This window comes from Pontibacter saemangeumensis (assembly GCF_039541895.1).
Classification (GTDB): Bacteria; Bacteroidota; Bacteroidia; order Cytophagales; family Hymenobacteraceae; genus Pontibacter; species Pontibacter saemangeumensis.
The window spans coordinates 524,181-543,291 of sequence record NZ_BAABHC010000014.1 but is presented as its reverse complement, the minus strand read 5'-3'; the positions used below and the strand labels follow the sequence as shown (position 1 = coordinate 543,291).

Genomic DNA, 19,111 nt, shown 5'->3' with positions numbered 1-19,111 from the left:
TGTTATAATCTTATTCCTTGTAGTTTTGCACTCTTTCCAAGTGCAATATGAAAACACGCTTACACAACCTGGATTACCTGCGAGGCCTCTGCGCCCTCTCCATCATGGGCTACCACTACACCATCTTCGCCTATGAAACGCATTTTTCTCCCGATGACTTCATGCAGAAAATAGGCCTCTATGGGGTCTCCGTCTTCTACGTGCTCTCTGGATTGACCCTTTTCCACGTCTACAGCGGCTCCATGAAACCCGACCGGGACGATGTGATTGATTTCTTTATCAAGCGCGGCTTCCGCATCATGCCCCTGCTGTGGGCGGTGGTGCTCTATAACACCGTGCTGTGGTTCTGGCCGGGGTGGGAGACGATCCTGCTCACCCTGACGGGGCTCTTCAGCCTCGTCATGCCGAACAACGACTTCGGCACGGGCATCTGGTCCATTGGCAACGAACTGGCCTTTTACCTGTTGTTCCCCATTATGATGCTCCTTTTTCGGAAGAGTAAGGTGCTGCTTGCAGGGTTTGCTTTGGGCGTGCTGGCGTGTTACTGCTACTTTGCCTACCATGTATTCCCCGGCTTCGGACATTTTCACAAGGGCGCATGGGCGGCGTATGTGAACCCGCTCAACCAGGCCTTCCTGTTCGTGGCAGGCTTCGGGGCGGGGGCGCTGCTCAAAGGGCGCGAGGTGAAGAACAGCCTGGCGCTGTCCCTGCTGCTGCTCTCGGTGCTGGTGTTCGCCTTTTGCCCGGTGCAGGGGGCGGATGCGCTGGCGCTGGTGCAGGGGAACACCCGGATGCTCTACACCCTGCTGAGCGTGCTGATCTGCTTGGCGGCCTACAAAGTAACCGTGCAGCTGCCCGCTGTGCTGGACACCCCCCTGCGGATATTGGGCGAAATCAGCTATTCCCTGTACCTATTGCATGCGGTGGTGTGGTTCACCGTGGAAGAACTGGCGGGGGAGCTTTACCTGCTGCCGGTGGAGGCGCGGTTGTTGATCTGCGTGCCGGCAACGTTCGTGCTGAGCTACCTGAGCTATGCCTACTTTGAGCGGTATTTTATTCGGTTAGGGCGGAGGGTGTCGGCAAAGCTCACCTACAAACCAGAGATGGAGGTGGTGAAGTAGAACACCACCCCATACCCCACGGCCAGCGCCGCCAGCGAGGCCAGCATCAGCCAGAGCCTTAACTTATAAGTGAAGTCGAGTTTCGCCGTGGTGGTGGGGCTCTGGTGCTTCCAGGCGTTGATGGCGCCCATGTCGCTGATAGTACCGCCTCTCGATATCTTCTCCCGCATCACATAATAGGCGCCATTGTGCCAGAAGGAGAAGGCCAGCACCCACGCCACCAGCTCCACGAACAGCAGCGGGTAGGAGTACAGGCAGGCGGCCACCACGGCAGCGGCTACCAGCCCCCGCTCAATGGTCAGGTCCCGGTGCTCATTCCGGGCCAGCGCCTCCGCTCCCTTGCGGGAATACAGGAAGGCGTTCGTCTGCCCGTGCACGTAGGCGTAGGCGCATAAGAGTAGGTAGATCATAGCACCTTGAATCTTCTCAGTATCACATAGGCCACGATGCCCACCAGGACACCCGCGCCCCCACCGATCAGGCCGGCGGCGTAGCTCGATGACTGCGTGGTAATGGCAGCCAGTGTGCCGCCGTAAATGAAGTGAGCGATCAGCATCACTGGGTAACCGAAGGGGAAAAGGAATCGCTTTAGCATATAGGTAAATTTAGTTTTGCTTGTTCTGTGCCCGGAACCAGATCCGGTTGATCGTGAGGCGGGTGCCGACACTGAGGGTCTTCACGGTGGTTTCGCCTCCCACGATCTCGCAGCCGATGTGATCCATCTCTTCCTGATCCACCACTTTCACCAGCAGGCGGCGGGCTCTTGTGCGCCAACCCACATACACCAGGTACACATCGTTCCGCTCCAGCTTGATATAATGCTCCATATAGGATTTCTCCAAGGCTAAAAAGGTTTCACTTCCTGCACTCGCCGCATTGCCTTTCCGGCAACAGATTCTCGCTCGTAACCACTGCCACCAGCCGGATATTGCCGCGCCCGGCCTCTGTCAGAAGAAGCTGAGTATAACGGTATAAGCTCATGCCGCGGGCCTCTGCCTGCGCCCGAAGGCCCTCTTCCGCCGGTCCGATGACCCTGGTCTGTATTAATCCCATCTGCTTGGCTAAAAGTGTATACTGTGTGTCTACACAACATGCGAAAGGTACTAAATAACCTCTTGCATATATAGTACTTTTACTTCACAAGTTACTTAACATTCTCCCCCGCCCGCATGGCAAAAAATATTCACATCCCCATAGACGGCATTATCGGTGAGTACTCGGATGAGTATGGATTCGTGATGCCCGGCTTCACTGGCTGGATGCTGGACATGTACACAGGATATGATGTAAACGGCAACTACAATTACAACCCCGACCTGGAGCACATCACGCTCCATATCAATTCCCCCGGCGGCGACGTGCACGAGGGCTTCGCCATCTACAACAAGCTCCTTCGCATCCGCGAGCAGGGCATTGCCGTGGAGGTGCACGTGGAGGGCGTATGCGCCAGCATCGCCACCATCATCGCACTTGCCGCCAGCCCTGGCCTCCTGAAGGCCCGCGAGGCCTCTGTCTGGATGGTGCACAAGCCCATGGCGCCCGGCCTCTACATGGCCAACGCCGACGACCTGCGCAAGGTGGCCGACGCGCTGGACTCCCATGAGAAGCCCTTCATCGCGCTCTACTCCCAGAAGTCAGGCAAGGAGCAGCAGGTGATCGAGGGGCTGATGCGCGAGGAGCGCTTCATGTCAGCCACGGAGGCCAAGGCCTACGGCTTCATCGACGAGGTGCTGACGCAGGCAGTTCCCGAAGCCGTGCAGACCAGGAAGGACGGAGAACTGAAGGCGGTGGCTTTCTACAACCCAAAGAGTATTCAAACCCCAACTAATAAGATGAAAGACGAGGAAAAGAAGTCTCTTTTCGCTGAGTTTAAAGCCTGGCTGAAAGGTGAATCACCGAAAGCAGAAGGCGATGGCACACCCCCACCCGCTGCCACCGAAGAAGCCCCCGCCGTAGTGGCCGAGAGCACCACCCTGGAAGACGGCTCGTCTGTCTACTTCGAGGGTGAATTGGCGCAAGGCTCTGCCGTGTTCGCTGACGCGGAGATGCTGACCGCATTAGAGGACGGCACCTACACCTTGAGCGACGGCCGCGAGATCGAAGTGGTGGAGGGCCAGGTGGCGAACCTCACCAAGGCGGAAGAGGATGACGATGCCGGAGCCGAAGCTTCTGCACAGCCGGACGCCGTGGCTGCCCTCACCAAGCGCATGGCCGCCATGGACAAAGCCCACAAGGCGGAGATAAAGGCGCTCAATGAGAAGCTGGACGGCGTGGTGCCTGGCTCAGGCAACGACACCGGAAAGCCCGCGCAGAACTTCACCACCACCAACAACAAAAAGGGAGAAGACCCCTGGGCCAAAGTGGCCGATAACTTCAAAAACAAATACGGCAAAAAAGGTAACTAAATACAGAGATGGCAGACAAAAGCTTATTCAACATCACTTACGAGTGGAACGGCCAGGAAGCGGATGAGATTTTCGCTAAACCGATATTCACCGACCCTGAGCTGCTGAAGCAGTTCCGCATCATCCCCAACGTGAAGAGCAAGAAGCGCCTTGCCGTGGACTCTCTGTTGCAGAAAATCCTGAAGAAGAAGGCCGGCTGCGCCCGCACCCCTTCCGGAGAGGTTATCAACATCTCGCAGGTGGATATCACCGTGGAGCGCGTGGGTGTGGACCTGGAGCAGTGCGCCACCACCCTGGAAGACTCCATCATGGAGGAGCACCTGAACAAAGGCAACGACATCTACAACCTGGATGGCACCACCATCAAGCCTTACATCGAGAAGAAGGTGAAAGAGGCGCTGCAGCTGGACATACCGCGGGTGGGCTATTTCGGTGACGTGGCTGACACTGACCCGAACTACAACCAGATCGACGGTGTGTGGAAAGTGCTGGCAGCCTATGCCGCCACAAATCCTGATATGAAAATCGCAGATATCCCTGCCACGCTTCCTGATGAAGACACTGAGGCAGGCGCGAAGGAGATCATTGCGCTGTTCAAGGACCTGTACAAAGCGCAGAGCAACGTGCTGAAGGCATTACCGAAGCAGCGCAAGCGCTACATCGTGAATGCCGAGATCATGGATGCCCTGATTGACGCCTACACTACACTGGGCGGCAAGATGAACGGTGATATCTACCTTAAGAGAACACAGGACGGTGTTGGCGTGGAGGCCGCTTATTACAAAGGTATCGAGGTGGTGCCGATGGCACACTGGTCTGATATCATCGACACGGATTTCGGAGGCAGCCAGAAGTGGCGCATGATCCTGACAGATACAGACAACATCTGCCTGGGTACTGACCGTGTGGAAGACGCTATGACGGTGGAGATCATGTACCACCCATACCAGAAGGTGAACACCATCGATGCAGAGTTCAAGCTTGGTGTGCAGATTATCTGGCCAGAACTAACCGTGTACCGCACCTCGCCGGTAGTAGCGCAGGTTTAATTAGCCACCTCTAAAATTATATAAGAAAATGGCAGAATGCGCCCCATTAGCGTCGGCGGGTAACTTAGACCCGAGCTGCGACGCGAAGTTCAAAAAAGCTGGCTTGAACGCCAGAATGTATATCGGCTCCCTGGGCGACAAGCCCGCCTTTCAGCGCAACAGCGAAGGCTACATTACCTCCCTCACCCTGCCCACAGGCAAGTACCTGCGACGCGTGGTGGGACGCAAGCTGCTCAACAACGCCTCCACCAGCCTGACAAGGACGGAGGGCGGCGTGAGCTTCGCCGGCACGGTGAACTTCCAGGCTTTCTTCAACACGCAGAAGGAGAAGAACACCATCCAGGGCTTCGCCAAGATGGAAGACCTCTTCATCATCGTGGAGGAGAACTCAGGCGTGTTCGATGTGTACGGCCTGGTGGCTGAGAACGGCGCCTCCGACGGTCTGGAAATGACCGCGCTGGACCACAACACAGGCACGGCCATTGGCGACAAAACGTCTGCCACCCTGACCTTCTCCGGCTCCAACGACATCATGTCGGTGTACACCAAGCTGGGCGCTGACACGGCTGCCGAGGCCACCATCCTGGATGCCCTGGTATTGCCTGAAGCTGCTTCTCAGTTGGCCACGCCGACCCTGACAGCCACGGCCACCTCTTCTACCCAGATCAACCTGAGCTGGATTGACGTGGTGAACGAGGACAGCTACCTGCTGGAGGAGTCTACTGACGGTACAGCATGGACGGAACTGGCCACACCGGCCGTTGGCACGACTTCTTACCCACGCACTGGTCTGACAGCCGGCACGCTGAAATTCTTCAGAATCAAAGCGGTGGGCAACGGAACGTCTTACAGCGATTCGGACTACTCCACGGCGTCTGCTACGACTCCTGCATAGTAGCAGTCTGATCAACAGAGTTAACATTTAGGTGAAAGGCCGCTGCCACAAGTGCGGCGGCCTTTTTCTTTTCCCTTCTAACTATGGACCAAGTAGCACAACTGGTAGCGCGGGCACAGGCCCTTCTGGATAACCCAACGGCAACAATACAGCAACTGAATGCTGTGTATTATATCTGTATCGGCAGGAACTGCACGACAGAGCGGAAGATCCGCTACATGTTGAACTCCTTCGTGAACAACCCTAACAGCTACCGATTAAGAATTGAATCATATTTCTCAGAAAAGAAAATGGAAAACGAAAAAAGAAACTACCGCTTCACAAGAGCCGCTGCCGGCAGTGTGATCATGCTCCACGACAAAAACGGCAGACCCGTGAAGGTTACAGCTGAGACGCTGACAGACGAACGCGCTGAGTTAGTGTTGAGTAATCCACGCCTCGCTCATAATATTGAACGCATCCCGGGCACGGAAATAAAGCCGAAACCAAGCGAAGAAGAAAAAGCAGAGCAGGCCGCAGCCGAAGAAGCTGCGAAGCTGGAGGCGCTGGCAGCAGCGGAAAAAGCGGCCGCTGAGAAAGCCGCTGCAGAAGCCGCTGAGGCGGAACGTCTGGCAGCAGAGCAGGCCGCAGCCGAAGAAGCTGCAAAGCTGGAGAATGCCCAGAAACGCTACACAGAACTGTTAGGCCACAAGCCTGGCAACCGCAGCCTGGAAACCTTGCTGGCTGCCATTGCAGAGGCTGAGGCGGAAGACAAAGAGTAATCACCCCTAATTCACTTATAAGTGAAGAGACCCAAGGTAAAAGCCAGGACAGTGAGCCGCCCGGTGGCTTTCGTGCAATCGCAGAAAAGCACCGGTACCGGCAAGCAGCAGGAGAGAGGGAGCGCCAAGATAATCGAGTATGGCAAGGGTAACAAACTGCCGGATGAGATTATCAAGGTGTTTCTCGCCTCGCCTACTGCGCGCCGTTGCTGGCTCAAGCTCAAAAAATTCATTCAGGCGGACGGCTTTTCCGAGCGGGCCGCTGCTGCTGTCAGAGCCAACCCGAGACAAACCACGGACGATCTGCTGCCTTACATCTGCTGGGATGCTGCCGTGTTCGGTTTCGCTCTGCGCGTGAAGTACAACCTGAGCCTGAAGGTGGCGGAGGTGTACCATGTGCCGTTTCATACCGTGCGGAAGCTGGATGATGGGCGCTTCCTGGTGAACCCGAACCTTGGCACTGACAAGGAAAAAAGGGAAGATGACGAGATACTGGACGCTTTTGATGACTCTGAGGAGGCGGTTAAACGATGCCTTACTCAGGTAGGCCCCAAAGGCAACAAACAGCCAGGCCAACTGCTCTACTCCTTCGAAGAAAGCAGCGTGCACCCGCACTACCCGGAGCCCGCCGCCTGGTCTGCCAAGCCTGATATTGAATCGGACACAGAGATCCAGCGGGCCGACTACAACGCCATCCGCAAGCGCGTGAAGCCGAACGTGGGCGTCTTCATTCCTGGTGAATATGACGAGGATAACCTGGATGAGGACGGTAAGTCTGAGATGGACTACCTCGAAGACGAGGTGCGAACGCTGACTGATCCAGAAGGGGAAGGTGATGCCGTGCTCTTCACGGGTGCCGGCAAAGAGGATGCCCCGCAACTCATCACGATTGATGGCATGAAGGCCACGCTCTCCATGGACGCCAAGTCGGAGACCATCCGCAAGCGCATCTGCATGGCTTTCGGCCTGCACCCCTCGCTGATCGGCATGGATACCACGGGCCAGCTGGGCAACACGCAGCAGCTCCTCAACATCATCCAACTCACCCAGCAGGAAGTGCTCGATGTGCAGGGTCTGATCCAGCGCGCCTTTAAAAAGCTGTGGCCTGACTTCGACTGGACCCTGACGAGCCTCAACATCATCAAGGCCGTGCCGGAGCAGATATGGCAGATCATGACCGAGGAGGAGAAGCGCAACTTCGGCGGCTACTCCCCGCTCGAGAAGGAGCAGACGCCGGAAGGGGAAAAGGTGCTCAACGCCCTGAACTCGCTCTCGCCACTGGTAGCCACCAAGGTGCTGGAAAGCATGACAAAAGAACAGATACTGGCTCTGGTAGGGCTGGTAGCTGAGGAAGAACCGACCACCCAAACTGAGGCAGCGCAAGCGAATGCAACTAACACAGGAAGATTTCAAAAAATACGTGCAGCTATCGCCAAACATCTCCCTGGCGCAGCTGCAAAATAGCATTGACGATGCGCTCAAGATGGACGTGCGGCCGCTGTTGGGCGACCTGCACGACCGCCTCACGGGCGCAGCACCCGCCACGCCGCTCACGGCACAGGAGGTGAAGGCGCAGGAGCTGGTGACGCCCGTGTGGGTGTGCCACGCCTTCCAGCGCTTTCTGGAGTGGCACGGCGTCACCGTGGCCGCGGCGGGCATCACCCAGCCGAAAGACGAAAAGGGCGCCTATGAGCATATCTCCGAGGCCCGGCGCGCGCAGCTGCTCCGGTCAGTGGGCGGCAACATCGCCTACTACGAGGGGGAGCTGGGCAAGGCCCTGAAAGAGATCAACGGAACAGGCAGGGGAGGCAGCAAGCGCAGCAGGATTGGGCTACGTGTCATCCGGCCGCGATGAAGGCAGAGATGATACTTATCACCATCGGGGGCGCCGTGATTACCGTGCTGCTGGGCATTGTCGCTTACTTCCTGATCCGGCTGGTAAACCAGCTCGATTCGCTGGACACGCAGCTTAACACACTGAAGACCCAGTTGGCGCTCTACGCCCAGACGGTAGCCTTTCTGCAGGAGAAATACCAGCAGCTACACGATAAATACGAGGAGCTACTGGGGAAATACAACGCGCTACAAAAGGGCGTGGACGCCTTCGATAACTATCTCAACAACAAAAAACGCAAGCCATAAGATTTGGCGATTGTCGCTAACGCGGTCTTAAATGCAAAAAGCCCACTCCTAAGAATGGGCTTATATAGATAGGCAGGATTTGAGCCTGCATTAGCACACCAAATCGTGGGCTAAGAAATAGGTGCTATCCGAGCATAAAGCAACGAGCGTCTGATTCCGCCACTATCTACACCACTAAGGTACTACATATATACATAAGATGTTACAACTTTTATCTAAACACAAAACCACCGCCGTGGCGCTGATCGCCGGGGCCTTCCTGATCGGAGGCATGGTGCGCTGGATGCTCGGGCAGATTGACGCCGTGGAACTGGGTGCCTTCTCCGGCTCCGTCAGCGCCGTGGCCACGGTCCTGATCGGGCTGCTGAGCAAAGACGGAACAGTTAGAAAAGACCCTGAAATCCAATAACCATGGCAACTATCAAACCGGCCTTAGCCATCACCCTGGCGCATGAAGGCTATTATGCTAATGACCCAACCGACACGGGAGGGGAGACTTACAGAGGCATTGCCCGCAACCACAACCCCAACTGGAGCGGGTGGTCTATTATTGACGCACATAAAAAGAAGGCGGGATTCCCTGCCAACCTGAAAGAGGTGATGAGCTCACTGGAACTCTATGTGGCGCGCTATTACAAGGCAGCCTATTGGGATGTGAATAACCTCGACCTGGTAACGGATCAGGCCATCGCATGCGAACTCTTCGACACAGGCGTGAATATGGGAGTTAACATTGCAGCTAAGCTGTTGCAGGAAGCTTTGAACCTGTGCAACCGAAACCAGAAGGATTATCCTGACATGAAAGTAGACGGGCAGATTGGCCCGTTGACGTTGCGCACCCTCAATTCCCACAGCCGCCCCAAATCGGTGCTGAAGGCGCTGAATGTGCTGCAGGGGCAGCGGTACATCTACATCTGTGAGCGCAAGCCGAGCCAGGAGAAGTTCTTCATGGGCTGGCTGGAAAGGGTAACAGTATGAAATACCCGTACCTCCTGATGTTCGCGACATTGATGTCATTAACATCCTGTAAAACCACCTACGTCGTAAACACGGCGCCCGTGGAGGTGATGGCGCCCGACTCCCTTCCGGATCCGCCCCCCTCCGCCAACGGGTGGGCATTCGTGCGCTCCTCTTCACACGGCGGGAAGTATGTGCCGCCTGTGCCTACCGGTAAGATCAAGAACTCCTTTAACACGGACAACTCCCAGAAGAAGTCGAACAATGATGAGTCTGTTGTGAAGGATAAGACCAAAACCAAAGCCAAAGACGCCGGCGTGATCGGGAACGGGAACGAGGTGAAGCAGAGCAAGGGTATTCCCCCGCTGCTGATCTATATCGGCCTGGGGCTATTGATAGCGGCAGCCGTGGGGTATGGGATATACCGGATGAAGAAAGTTTAGAAAATGAAAAAGCTCCTCTTCCTGCTACTCCTGTTCCCCTTCCTGAGCTACGGCCAATGGTCCGAGAGTTTTGAGAGCACCAAGGACACCGCCCTCTACGACTGCTGGACCTTCCGGGAGGCGCAGATCGTGGACTATGCCAACGGCTACGAAGGGTGGATGCACCTGGTCAAGCTGAGCACCACGGGCGGCTATATCGAAACGCCTTACATGGACTTTGCGCAGGACAGCCTCTTTCAGTCCCTTTACTTCCAGTTTTACGCCACCGGAAACGATGGCAAAACAGCGGCATTGTCCATCGACTACATCAACACGGAAGGAGAGGTGGTGGACGGCTACTTTATATATGGCGAGGGCAGCGGATCTTTCGGGGCTTCTACTTCGGCCCAAAACTACACCGGCAGGGCAAAGGCCCGGATATTCGTGTACGCGGTAAACGACAGCGCCCAGGCGATCGGCATCTACGTGGATGAGTTCCAGGGCTTCGGCCTTGCGCTCTCCTGTGAGCAGGCGGTGCTGCCTGTTCACCTGATCTCATTCAAGGCGGTTGGGGACCAGCTGCTCTGGGTCACGGCCATGGAGCAGAATGTGGAGCGGTTCGCCGTGGAGAATTCCACCGACGGCATGAACTTTCGGGAGGTGGGCACGGTAAAGGCGGCGGGCTTCTCCCAGGGCCGGAGGGACTACGCGTGGCGCTATGCCAAAGTGGGCGGAACTTCCTATTTCCGGTTACGCACGATAGACCGGGACGGCACCTATGAGCTGAGCAAGGTGATCGCCGTGTCGGGGCGGGAGGATATCGCCTTCGGGCCGTTTACCATCGGGGTAACGGAAGAGGTGCGGCAACTGTCCGTGTATGACATGCAGGGCAGAAGGCTGCAGGAGCACCGGACGCCGGCGGCGTTTCCGGAAGTGAAGCGGGGTGTGCCCCTGATCCTGCAGCTGGTGACCGACCGGCGGGCCTACTCGCAGAAGGTATTGTATAAGGATTAAGGTTGTTTGTTTATGATTGATCGACATAAGCCCCGCCCCTCTGGAGTGGGGCTTATCGTGGGGTAATAAAATTTAGGGCGCGCCGGCGGCGCTGGCCTTGGGCTATGGGTGGTGCTGTGATTGCACAAATCAAATACGGATTACCATGTATTAAGGGATATAATAAAGAACATAAGTAAGTTATTCACAAAAGTTTGTGAATATGTCCGTTCAATTATATGTTTGATATGCACTTACTCTATCAGGCGAAGGACTGAATCAATTTAAACCGGTTCGCGTTGAAGGATAAAGAAAGAACATTTCTAAGCGGAGAAAATCAACCATGCAAGCATTCGAAGAGGTTATTCAGGACACGTACTTAGAGACCGAAAAAATCTTCTTTAAGGAAGAAAGCAGCAATGTTGTCCGTGTTGGTAGTGACCGCTTTCTGGACTTGGTGATAGAGTTCAAGGAGGGGTTTGACAAATTGACCATTAAATTTCAAAATCTTAATGAATCTTTAGAAGAGGGGCTAACATTTTGCTCAGATGAATATTTGCAGTCAAAGGGAGGTTCTCTGCGCTCATTACTTAGAAGCTCAAAACGTCTTGTTGCCACCTTTGTAAAAAGCGCTTATTACCCGGGCGTTAAAACCGCTGTTAGGCGGTATGAAGAAGAGGTAAATTGCTTACAGGAATTTATTCAGGACATAGAGCTTAGAACTAAGGTCATCAAAGAGGATGATGAGTTTCAAGCATTGATTGCCCAAATAAACTCCTTGTAGATGATTGTAAATGCCCTAAACAGCTTCATGCATGAACTCGAAGCATTCTGCAAAAGACCTAAACATGGCTACAGTAGTTGCAAGCAGGATATTGTGAATGAGTTCGGAGGGTTAGACGATATCAACAGCTTTTTTAATAAGCCGGAATTGATTACTATAAATGGTGACACCCGGCTAAACAAAACCAGAATTGCAAATTCAGGGCAGAATATAGGCAAAAGTGGCGGTTTCAGGGTTCTATACATTGTAAATCGCGCCACAGAGGAAGTAACATTTCTGCATATATATGCAAAGAAAGGTAGTAATGGCAAAGCCAACGTTACAGGTACTGAGCTTAAGAGACTGCTTAAAAATTATATCGATGCGAAACGGCAGAATTCTCTCAGTTTGATAAGCGAAGAAAAAGACCTGCTTAAAGTGTTGAAATAACTAAAAGCCTCTCCCAACCGGAGGGGCTTTTTCGTGCTACCCCCTCCGCGGCGTCAGCAGGGCCCGGCCCCTGAGCCAGCGGTGCTCGTTCTCGAACAGGACCTCCAGTATATAGGAATCAGAGGCAAAGGTCAGCTCCAGCCCGGCGTTGGTGAGGGTGTAGGAAAATTCATGCGGCCCCTGAGCGATCCCATAAGCCAGCGCGTGGAAGCCCGGATCCTCGAACTCGATGTCTTCCCCGTTCTTCACGAAACTGCTGTGCCTGCTCTCCTCTTTCCGCCTGTACATGGGTGTGTGGTAACGCTGCGTAAACTTTGCTTAAACAATGCTTAAACATTTCGTTGAACAGGCGGGTATAGCCTGTTAAAATGTGTGCCCTGTGGGCGCAAAAAAGCCCCTTTTCTGAATGAAACAGGGGCTTTTGATTAATTATTTGTGGCCTCGCCCAGAATCGAACTGGGATCTAAAGTTTAGGAAACTTCTATTCTATCCGTTGAACTACGAGGCCGGCACACTAAAAGTGAATTCCGCTGCAAATGTACAGCAATTAACACCATTTTACAAGCCGCAAGAATTATGGCTCATCGGGTTTAGAAAGTGGCGAAGGCGATGGCAAAACCGATAACGGTCAGCACCAGGCCGATCATGAAAATGGAGTAGGAAATGCGCAGGATCTTGTACTTCCGGCCCAGCACGTCGCCAAGGTAATAGATGTCGGTGATCATGTTGTTGTAAAGGGCCTTCTTGTCACGCATGATCTCGTGCATTCCGTCGTGGAAATCCTCCAGCGGTAGCTTCGTGAAATTTCCGAAGAAGAGCAGGCTGACACTCCGCGTGTTGATCTTCTTCTTTTTCTTGTTGATGTTGAAACTGGTGATCTCCGGCTGCGCCGAGATGATGGCGAACACAAGCGACCCCAGGGTGGTGAGCAGCAGCATGCCAATCGGGATGATGGTGGTGCGATGCTGGGCAAACTCTGTCCCGATGACCGCAGACTGGGCGCTGAGGTACGTTATCACAATAGAAAGGATAATGGCATTTAGGCTGATCATCATGTTGGCCTTGTTGTCTGCCATGGCGCTGAGGTCGAGGTGGGTGCGGTAGGTGCTGCGGAACATCGTCTCGATTCCCCGCTTTGGCTGCGCCAGCGTTTCGCGGTTCTTCTTGTCAGACTTCTTTTTCTTCTTGTCCTCCTCGCTCAGGCGCTCCCGCTGCTCCTGTATGTTCAGGCCCAGCTGCCCTGCGAACATGTGCTGTGCATGGCTGGTGTGGAAGTTCGTGGAAAGCAGGAAGTCCATCTGGAACTGCGCCCACTCCCTGTCGGAGAAGAACCTGTCCAGGAAAATCTCCCATTCCACGCGCAGCAGCTCGGCGGTGGCCGAGAAGGTAGGCTTGCCAATGTTCGACAGGTCTGCGTCCACCAGCAGTTCCTCCAGCAGGGTCTGTGGCTCCACAGTGTGTTTGGTGGCCATAATGCAGCTCCTGATTAGCTCCGTGCGCTCCGCAGGGTAGTTGTGCTCCTTCAGCCACTCGCCCGCGATGCGTATGCTCTCTTCCTCGTGGCCTTCATACGCATTTACATAGCCCGTGTCGTGAAACCAGGCCGCCAGCACCAGGTCCTGCAGTTGGTCAGCGCTTATGCCGCTGTTCTGGCCGAGCTCCTGCGCCACCGACACCACCTCCAGCGTGTGCCGGTAGTTGTGGTACACCAGTTTCTTTGAAAGTTTCTCTTTAAATAACTTGAAAACAAACTCACTGGCTTGCTTCACTAATTCAGGTTCTTCCATAAAAGGTTGCGCTTGCGCGCCAGATTTTAAAGCCTCTCGCGGCACTACGATTAGCATAGGGTGCAGTTTAGACGCACACTGTTTGCGGTTACGGTAAAAAACAGCTTTTTGTTAGTGAACGGGGTGCTGCGTCAGGGTGAAAGCACCCGTAGGGGCAACAACTAAAACCCCTGTCATCTCGTTTATCAATTTCAGTCCTACAGTGCCTGCGGTACCTTTTTCCGCCGATACAAAGGCGGAGGAGCTAACGCAATACGTTGCCCGGGTGCAACTCTGTCGTTCGAAAGCGGCATAGGTCCGGTTGCCAGCCTGATGCTCGCAGCAGGCACACGACGGATATGGCTGCACCTCAGGCAGCAGATTTGAAAGAACCAAACTTCCTATGATCCAAGTCTTACTTAAATGGCGCCAGCTGTGCACTCACCCCATATGCCTGGCTCTTTTATGCACCATCCTCACGGCCTGCGGCGTCTCCCACCAGCCTTACTACAGCCGCGAAGCCTCCAGGTGGCAGCAGGACGTGCCCGACCCACAGAACAAACTGCTATATACGGTGTTCCTGATCGGGGATGTGGGCGCCCCTGACCCGGACGGCGAGCCCTCGATGATATTGATGCGGAAGCAGATGGAGCAGGCCGGGATGCAGAGTGCTACCATCTTTCTGGGCGACAACGTGTACATGAACGGCCTGCCCGAGCCCGACGCCTATGACCGGGAGGTGTCGGAGAGGCGCCTGAGGGACCAGCTCGACATTATGAAAGGCTACCCCGGCGAGAAGTACATGATACCGGGCAACCATGACTGGAACCACAGTGGCCGTGGCGGGATCGAGGCCATCCTGCGGGAGCAGCGCTTTGTAAACGAATACCTGACAGAAGAGAACATCGTGACGGGTGGTGACTTCTTCGTGCCCGGCGACGGCTGCCCCGGCCCGTACGAGGTGAAGATACACGACGACCTGGTGTTGATCGCCATTGACTCGGAGTGGTGGCTGCACCCTTTCGACCGGCCGTACGGCGACGACTCTCACTGCGGCGCGGGTACTGAGGTCGATTTCCTGGTGCAGTTGGAGGATATCATTGAGAAGAACAGCGGCAGTGACATCCTGGTGGTAGGGCATCACCCTCTGATGAGCAGGGGGGCGCACGGCGGCTTCTTCTCCCTCAAGGACCACTTCTTCCCGCTTACCATGCTGCGCGACTGGATGTACCTTCCGTTGCCGGTTATCGGCTCTATCTACCCGTTTGCCCGGAAGTACGGCGGTATTCTGCAGGATATTCCGCACCCCCGCTACCAGGCATATATAGAGGGTCTGCTCAACATTTTCGACAAATACGACAACATCATATATGCGGCGGGCCACGAGCACGCGCTGGAGCATTATAAATACAAGAACCTGTCGCACATTGTGAGCGGGTCCGGCTGCAAGGTGCAGTACGTGAATCCAGGTGGCGACGTGAGCTATGTGCAGAAGGTGAAAGGGTTCGCTAAGGTGATGTATTACGAGAACGGGGAGGCCTGGGTGGAGTACTGGGAGCCCCTCGGTGACGGATCTACCGGCAACGTGACCTACCGCACGCCGCTGTACGCCAAAAAGCCACGCAGGGAGGTGCCGCTGGTAAGGGACAATACGAATTATGCCGACAGCACGATCACACTGGCTGCCAGCACCGAGTACCAGGCATCGGGCCTGCGCGAGAAGCTGCTGGGCAAGCATTACCGCGATGTATGGGCAACGCCGGTGGAGGTGCCGCTGCTGGATATGAAAAACGAGTTCAGCGGCCTGACTCCCTATCAGAAAGGGGGTGGCAAGCAAACCGCCTCGCTGAAAGTACGCAACCCGGACGCCAGAGAGTACTCGCTGCGCACCATCAACAAGGACCCTACGAAGGCACTCCCGGAGTACCTCCAGGAAACAGCGGCACGTACGCTGCTGCAGGACCAGATATCGGCGCAGCACCCCTACGGCGCACTGGCTATACCGCCCCTGGCCGATGCCGCAGGTGTATACCATACCAACCCGAAGCTGGTATATATCCCCAACACGCCTTACCTGCGGCAGTACATCGATGAGTTTGGCAATACCCTCGCTTTCCTGGAGGAGGATGCCGACGAGAACCACGAGGAGACCGCCAGCCTGGGCAATGCCGAAAACCTGGTGGGTACCGAAAAGCTCCTGGATGATTTGGAGGACGACAACGACAATGAGGTAGACCAGCTAGAGTTTGTGCGGGCCCGCCTGCTGGACATGCTCATCGGCGACTGGGACCGCCACGAGGGCCAGTGGCGCTGGGTGGAGGAGAAAAAGAAAAACGACAAGGGCAAACTCTTTACCCCAGTGCCCGAGGACCGGGATATGGCTTTCTTTAAAGTAGACGGCATGCTGCCCTGGCTGGCCACCCGCAAGTGGGGCGTGCGCAACGTGCAGCACTTCGGGTATGATTTCCCGGATGTGATCGGGCTTAACCTGAGCGCCCTCACCCTGGACCGCACCTTTACCTCCAGGGCCACCCGCGAGGACTGGATCCAGATAGCACAGGATATAAAGTCCCGTGTAACGGACGAGGTGATTGAGGAGGCCATAAACCAGTGGCCCGACAGCGTGCGGGAACTTACCGGCCCGGATGTGGCCGCGAAGCTGAAATCCAGAAGGGACAAACTGCCGCAGGTGGCCGAAGAGTATTACAGTTTTCTGGCGCAGTACGTGGATATATCGGGCAGCGACAAGCACGAGCGCTTCGAGGTGAACCGCCTGGACAATGAGCGGGTGGAGGTAACGGGCTACAAGATATCGAAGGAGGGAGAGGTTCTGGAGGACTTCTACCACCGCGTATTCCTCACAGCCGAGACAAAGGAAATTCGCCTATATGGCCGGGATGGCGAAGATGAGTTTGAGGTGACCGGCGATGTGGAGGAAAGCATACTGGTGCGCATCATCGGCGGCGGCAACGAGGATGAGATCATAGACAGATCGAGCGTGAGCGGCCTGAAAAAGTATACGGTTATATATGACACCAACCCCGGAAGCGTGCTGGTGTTGGGCAGCGAGAGCAAAGACAAGACCACGCCAGACGAAGAGGTGACCCGTTATGACCGGGATAATTTCAAGTTGCCATACGTGGGACCGAGGTTGTCGGCGGAGTACAACGTGGACGACGGGCTGTTTCTGGGGGCGGGCCTGCTGCTGCGCACGCAGAAGTTCAGGAAGGCGCCCTACGCATCGGAGCACCTGCTGGAGGGGAACTTTGCCTTCCTGACCAAGTCTTTCAACATACGCTATACCGGCGATGTGCGCAAGGTGCTGGGCGAATGGAGCCTGGCCATGAACGGCGCTTTGCAGGGACCGCAGTACCAGCGTAACTTCTATGGCCTCGGTAACTTGTCGCAGCAAACCTCTGACGCAGACGACAGCTACTACCGGGTGCGCTACAGGCGCCTGGGGCTGGATGCCTCCCTTTACAAAGACCTCACCTCTTTCCTGAAAGTGGGGATAGGGCCGACTTACGAACGTTTCCAGGTGGAGACACCGGACCGGCCAAACTTCCTGTTGGACGAGGCGCGCGCCGGCCGGGTGGATCCGGGCACTTATGATATGGAAGAAGGGGAGTTTGAGGTGCAGCATTACGCCGGCGCGACAGCCTATGCCAACTTGGATGTGGTGGGGGCGGGCAGCAGCACAGAAGCCAACCCGCGCATCGGGATACGCTTTCACAACCGGATCAGCTACAACCAGCAGTTAGACGGCGAGGAGCTTAGTTTTACGAACCTAAGCTCTGAGTTCAGGTTTTATATCAGCCCAAATTTCCCGCTGCAGCTTACGTGGGCAGGGAGAGTGGGCGCGGCCCATAACATCGGCGACTTCCGTTTTTACCAGGCAAACACCCTGGGCGGCACCTCAAACCTGCGCGGCTACCGCCGCACGCGCTTTGCCGGGCGCAGCAGCCTGTATGCCAACGGAGAGGCGCGCATCCAGCTGTTCGACTTCAACCTGTACCTGACACCAGGGAAAATAGGCGTACTGGGCCTGCTCGATGCCGGCCGCGTGTATTATGACGGGGAGCCGAAGCAGAGCTTCTTCCGCAGCCTGCACACCGGCTACGGCGGCGGTGTCTGGGTGGATTTGCTGAACCGCACTGTATTTTCGCTCTCCTATGCCATTGGCGAGGACGAAAAGCTGGCGATGCTGAATTTCGGCTTCTTTTTCTAACAGAAACGGGCGATTGCAGTATATAGGGGAAGCTGCGCGGTACCGGCGGCATATGAGACGCAAACCTGATCAATCCTGAGAAAACTATGAAAAAAATTAGACCATTACTGTATGCGCTGGCTTTGCTTTGCCTGGCACAGCAGGCACAGGCGCAGGAAACGGAAAGCAAAGCCGAGGCAATCAGCGATATCATCGATTACGCTTCGCCCTCTGTCAGGGGGATGGGCCGGGCACGCGGCGTGGTGGTCAGCTACGAGCGCCTGCCGCAGTTCGACATTGATTCAGAGTCTGATGACCCGCGGGTCGGCAATGGCAGCGCCCACATCCGGCGCAACAACCAATTTTCCATGCGGGCGCTTGCGCCTTTGATGAACAAGCCGCAATCCAAGTTAATCCTTGGGATCGGCTACAGTATAGAGGAGTTCAACTTCGATGACCTCACCCCCGGCTCCTACCCCCTTTACAGCTACCTCGAGGACAAGGACCTGAAGAGCCTGGGGCTGCAACTGGCTTTCCTGCACTCCATCGACGAGCGCCGCTTTTACCTCATTCGTGTTTCGGGCGATCTGAACGGCGATTACACGCATGCCAACATCAACATTGCCGACTACCTGAAAGCAACAGTGGACCTGGCTTATGGGTGGAAGAAATCACCTGATTTCTCTATAGGTATAGGTGCGCAGTGGGGCTACACGTTTGGCAGGCAAAGGTTGTTGCCTGGAGTTCTGTACAACCGCACTTTTAATCCAAAATGGGGGGTGGAGTCTATCTTCCCGGCTAATCTCCGCCTGCGCTACAACGCGAACGAGAAGACGTTGTTTTATGTCGGCTACAGGTTAGAGGGTGCCAGCTATAACCTGTATGTGGACGAGCCGCCGCTGTCGCAGTTCAAGGACCTGGAACTGCGCCGTACCGACGTGAAAGGGCTGGTGCGCTTGGAGCGGGAGATATATGACTTTCTGTGGTTCTCCGTGGAAGGGGGCTTCCGGCAGTATTTCCGTAACCGGATATTCGATGAAGTCGGCTCGAGAGACGTACTGATCGACAACGACCTGGCGGGTGCCGGGTATGTGGGTGTAGAGGTATACTTGGTGCCTCCGCGCAGTTGGGTGGATAAGAAGAAGTAGGGCAGAGCCCGACAGAGACCCTATATATAAAA

Annotated in this window: 22 protein-coding genes and 1 tRNA gene; 16 read left to right on the top strand and 7 right to left on the bottom strand. The window is 55.4% G+C overall.

Annotated features, from left to right (window positions below; all coding sequences use genetic code 11):
* Nucleotides 1-47 precede the first annotated feature (47 nt).
* Nucleotides 48-1,121: an acyltransferase family protein gene (locus tag ABD920_RS13040; RefSeq protein WP_345159608.1), complete on the top strand. Its 1,074-nt coding sequence runs from the start codon at nucleotides 48-50 to the stop codon at nucleotides 1,119-1,121.
* Here the strand turns inward: ABD920_RS13040 and ABD920_RS13035 are convergent.
* The 4 genes from ABD920_RS13035 to ABD920_RS13020 are packed head-to-tail and all read right to left on the bottom strand — an operon-like array spanning nucleotide 1,091 to nucleotide 2,174.
* A complete protein-coding gene (locus ABD920_RS13035; RefSeq protein ID WP_345159607.1) occupies nucleotides 1,091-1,531 on the bottom strand; it encodes a hypothetical protein in 441 nt (146 codons plus the stop codon). The genes ABD920_RS13040 and ABD920_RS13035 overlap by 31 nt on opposite strands.
* Nucleotides 1,528-1,716, bottom strand: coding sequence for a hypothetical protein (locus ABD920_RS13030; RefSeq protein WP_345159605.1), 189 nt, complete (start codon nucleotides 1,714-1,716; stop codon nucleotides 1,528-1,530). The genes ABD920_RS13035 and ABD920_RS13030 overlap by 4 nt, the downstream gene beginning before the upstream one ends.
* A gap of 10 nt (nucleotides 1,717-1,726) precedes the next feature.
* A complete protein-coding gene (locus ABD920_RS13025; protein ID WP_345159604.1) occupies nucleotides 1,727-1,963 on the bottom strand; it encodes a hypothetical protein in 237 nt (78 codons plus the stop codon).
* Nucleotides 1,964-1,976: 13 nt separating this feature from the next.
* The gene (locus ABD920_RS13020; protein ID WP_345159602.1) at nucleotides 1,977-2,174 is read right to left on the bottom strand and encodes a hypothetical protein; all 198 of its coding nucleotides are present in this window, start codon (nucleotides 2,172-2,174) and stop codon (nucleotides 1,977-1,979) included.
* A gap of 116 nt (nucleotides 2,175-2,290) precedes the next feature.
* Between ABD920_RS13020 and ABD920_RS13015 the strand changes: the two genes are divergently transcribed.
* The 13 genes from ABD920_RS13015 (at nucleotide 2,291) to ABD920_RS12955 (ending at nucleotide 11,958) form a co-directional block, all read left to right on the top strand.
* Nucleotides 2,291-3,526 (top strand): head maturation protease, ClpP-related, encoded by a 1,236-nt coding sequence (locus ABD920_RS13015; protein ID WP_345159601.1) that lies wholly within the window; start codon nucleotides 2,291-2,293, stop codon nucleotides 3,524-3,526.
* Nucleotides 3,527-3,534: 8 nt separating this feature from the next.
* Nucleotides 3,535-4,575 carry a hypothetical protein gene (locus ABD920_RS13010; protein ID WP_345159600.1) on the top strand — a complete coding sequence of 347 codons (1,041 nt, stop codon included), beginning with the start codon at nucleotides 3,535-3,537 and terminating at the stop codon, nucleotides 4,573-4,575.
* A 28-nt stretch (nucleotides 4,576-4,603) separates the two neighbouring features.
* The gene (locus ABD920_RS13005) at nucleotides 4,604-5,470 is read left to right on the top strand and encodes a hypothetical protein (protein WP_345159599.1); all 867 of its coding nucleotides are present in this window, start codon (nucleotides 4,604-4,606) and stop codon (nucleotides 5,468-5,470) included.
* 83 nt (nucleotides 5,471-5,553) lie between these two features.
* Nucleotides 5,554-6,231, top strand: coding sequence for a hypothetical protein (locus ABD920_RS13000; protein ID WP_345159598.1), 678 nt, complete (start codon nucleotides 5,554-5,556; stop codon nucleotides 6,229-6,231).
* 21 nt (nucleotides 6,232-6,252) lie between these two features.
* A complete protein-coding gene (locus ABD920_RS12995; RefSeq protein ID WP_345159595.1) occupies nucleotides 6,253-7,695 on the top strand; it encodes a hypothetical protein in 1,443 nt (480 codons plus the stop codon).
* Nucleotides 7,652-8,086 carry a hypothetical protein gene (locus tag ABD920_RS12990; RefSeq protein ID WP_345159594.1) on the top strand — a complete coding sequence of 145 codons (435 nt, stop codon included), beginning with the start codon at nucleotides 7,652-7,654 and terminating at the stop codon, nucleotides 8,084-8,086. Before ABD920_RS12995 ends, ABD920_RS12990 begins: the two co-directional genes overlap by 44 nt.
* Nucleotides 8,083-8,373, top strand: coding sequence for a hypothetical protein (locus ABD920_RS12985; RefSeq protein ID WP_345159593.1), 291 nt, complete (start codon nucleotides 8,083-8,085; stop codon nucleotides 8,371-8,373). Before ABD920_RS12990 ends, ABD920_RS12985 begins: the two co-directional genes overlap by 4 nt.
* 199 nt (nucleotides 8,374-8,572) lie before the next feature.
* Nucleotides 8,573-8,782 (top strand): hypothetical protein, encoded by a 210-nt coding sequence (locus tag ABD920_RS12980; protein WP_345159592.1) that lies wholly within the window; start codon nucleotides 8,573-8,575, stop codon nucleotides 8,780-8,782.
* A 2-nt stretch (nucleotides 8,783-8,784) separates the two neighbouring features.
* A complete protein-coding gene (locus ABD920_RS12975; protein ID WP_345159590.1) occupies nucleotides 8,785-9,351 on the top strand; it encodes a glycoside hydrolase family 108 protein in 567 nt (188 codons plus the stop codon).
* Complete coding sequence (locus ABD920_RS12970; RefSeq protein ID WP_345159588.1) at nucleotides 9,348-9,773, top strand: hypothetical protein; 426 nt, start codon at nucleotides 9,348-9,350, stop codon at nucleotides 9,771-9,773. Before ABD920_RS12975 ends, ABD920_RS12970 begins: the two co-directional genes overlap by 4 nt.
* A gap of 3 nt (nucleotides 9,774-9,776) precedes the next feature.
* Nucleotides 9,777-10,766 (top strand): hypothetical protein, encoded by a 990-nt coding sequence (locus ABD920_RS12965; protein WP_345159585.1) that lies wholly within the window; start codon nucleotides 9,777-9,779, stop codon nucleotides 10,764-10,766.
* Nucleotides 10,767-11,088: 322 nt separating this feature from the next.
* The gene (locus tag ABD920_RS12960; RefSeq protein ID WP_345159583.1) at nucleotides 11,089-11,529 is read left to right on the top strand and encodes a hypothetical protein; all 441 of its coding nucleotides are present in this window, start codon (nucleotides 11,089-11,091) and stop codon (nucleotides 11,527-11,529) included.
* Between the two features lie 27 nt (nucleotides 11,530-11,556).
* Nucleotides 11,557-11,958 (top strand): type II toxin-antitoxin system RelE/ParE family toxin, encoded by a 402-nt coding sequence (locus tag ABD920_RS12955; RefSeq protein WP_345159582.1) that lies wholly within the window; start codon nucleotides 11,557-11,559, stop codon nucleotides 11,956-11,958.
* 36 nt (nucleotides 11,959-11,994) lie between these two features.
* Here the strand turns inward: ABD920_RS12955 and ABD920_RS12950 are convergent, their stop codons facing one another.
* The 3 genes from ABD920_RS12950 to ABD920_RS12940 form a co-directional block, all read right to left on the bottom strand.
* Nucleotides 11,995-12,246 (bottom strand): hypothetical protein, encoded by a 252-nt coding sequence (locus tag ABD920_RS12950; protein ID WP_345159581.1) that lies wholly within the window; start codon nucleotides 12,244-12,246, stop codon nucleotides 11,995-11,997.
* A gap of 148 nt (nucleotides 12,247-12,394) precedes the next feature.
* Nucleotides 12,395-12,466 (bottom strand) — tRNA-Arg (locus ABD920_RS12945).
* 82 nt (nucleotides 12,467-12,548) lie between these two features.
* Nucleotides 12,549-13,745, bottom strand: coding sequence for a Pycsar system effector family protein (locus tag ABD920_RS12940; protein ID WP_345159579.1), 1,197 nt, complete (start codon nucleotides 13,743-13,745; stop codon nucleotides 12,549-12,551).
* A gap of 382 nt (nucleotides 13,746-14,127) precedes the next feature.
* On the opposite strand from ABD920_RS12940, the gene ABD920_RS12935 reads away from it, so the two are divergent.
* Both ABD920_RS12935 and ABD920_RS12930 read left to right on the top strand, forming a co-directional pair.
* Entirely contained in the window at nucleotides 14,128-17,952 is a 3,825-nt protein-coding gene (locus tag ABD920_RS12935; protein ID WP_345159578.1) for a BamA/TamA family outer membrane protein, read from the top strand.
* Nucleotides 17,953-18,038: 86 nt separating this feature from the next.
* Nucleotides 18,039-19,079 carry a DUF6268 family outer membrane beta-barrel protein gene (locus ABD920_RS12930; RefSeq protein WP_345159576.1) on the top strand — a complete coding sequence of 347 codons (1,041 nt, stop codon included), beginning with the start codon at nucleotides 18,039-18,041 and terminating at the stop codon, nucleotides 19,077-19,079.
* Nucleotides 19,080-19,111: the final 32 nt, after the last annotated feature.

Coding starts and splice junctions, on each gene's coding strand:
- ABD920_RS13040 (WP_345159608.1), top strand. CDS start 48: ATGAAAACACGCTTACACAACCTGGATTACCTGCGAGGCCTCTGCGCC.
- ABD920_RS13035 (WP_345159607.1), bottom strand. CDS start 1,531: ATGATCTACCTACTCTTATGCGCCTACGCCTACGTGCACGGGCAGACG.
- ABD920_RS13030 (WP_345159605.1), bottom strand. CDS start 1,716: ATGCTAAAGCGATTCCTTTTCCCCTTCGGTTACCCAGTGATGCTGATC.
- ABD920_RS13020 (WP_345159602.1), bottom strand. CDS start 2,174: ATGGGATTAATACAGACCAGGGTCATCGGACCGGCGGAAGAGGGCCTT.
- ABD920_RS13015 (WP_345159601.1), top strand. CDS start 2,291: ATGGCAAAAAATATTCACATCCCCATAGACGGCATTATCGGTGAGTAC.
- ABD920_RS13010 (WP_345159600.1), top strand. CDS start 3,535: ATGGCAGACAAAAGCTTATTCAACATCACTTACGAGTGGAACGGCCAG.
- ABD920_RS13005 (WP_345159599.1), top strand. CDS start 4,604: ATGGCAGAATGCGCCCCATTAGCGTCGGCGGGTAACTTAGACCCGAGC.
- ABD920_RS13000 (WP_345159598.1), top strand. CDS start 5,554: ATGGACCAAGTAGCACAACTGGTAGCGCGGGCACAGGCCCTTCTGGAT.
- ABD920_RS12985 (WP_345159593.1), top strand. CDS start 8,083: ATGAAGGCAGAGATGATACTTATCACCATCGGGGGCGCCGTGATTACC.
- ABD920_RS12980 (WP_345159592.1), top strand. CDS start 8,573: ATGTTACAACTTTTATCTAAACACAAAACCACCGCCGTGGCGCTGATC.
- ABD920_RS12975 (WP_345159590.1), top strand. CDS start 8,785: ATGGCAACTATCAAACCGGCCTTAGCCATCACCCTGGCGCATGAAGGC.
- ABD920_RS12970 (WP_345159588.1), top strand. CDS start 9,348: ATGAAATACCCGTACCTCCTGATGTTCGCGACATTGATGTCATTAACA.
- ABD920_RS12965 (WP_345159585.1), top strand. CDS start 9,777: ATGAAAAAGCTCCTCTTCCTGCTACTCCTGTTCCCCTTCCTGAGCTAC.
- ABD920_RS12960 (WP_345159583.1), top strand. CDS start 11,089: ATGCAAGCATTCGAAGAGGTTATTCAGGACACGTACTTAGAGACCGAA.
- ABD920_RS12955 (WP_345159582.1), top strand. CDS start 11,557: ATGCATGAACTCGAAGCATTCTGCAAAAGACCTAAACATGGCTACAGT.
- ABD920_RS12950 (WP_345159581.1), bottom strand. CDS start 12,246: ATGTACAGGCGGAAAGAGGAGAGCAGGCACAGCAGTTTCGTGAAGAAC.
- ABD920_RS12940 (WP_345159579.1), bottom strand. CDS start 13,745: ATGGAAGAACCTGAATTAGTGAAGCAAGCCAGTGAGTTTGTTTTCAAG.
- ABD920_RS12935 (WP_345159578.1), top strand. CDS start 14,128: ATGATCCAAGTCTTACTTAAATGGCGCCAGCTGTGCACTCACCCCATA.
- ABD920_RS12930 (WP_345159576.1), top strand. CDS start 18,039: ATGAAAAAAATTAGACCATTACTGTATGCGCTGGCTTTGCTTTGCCTG.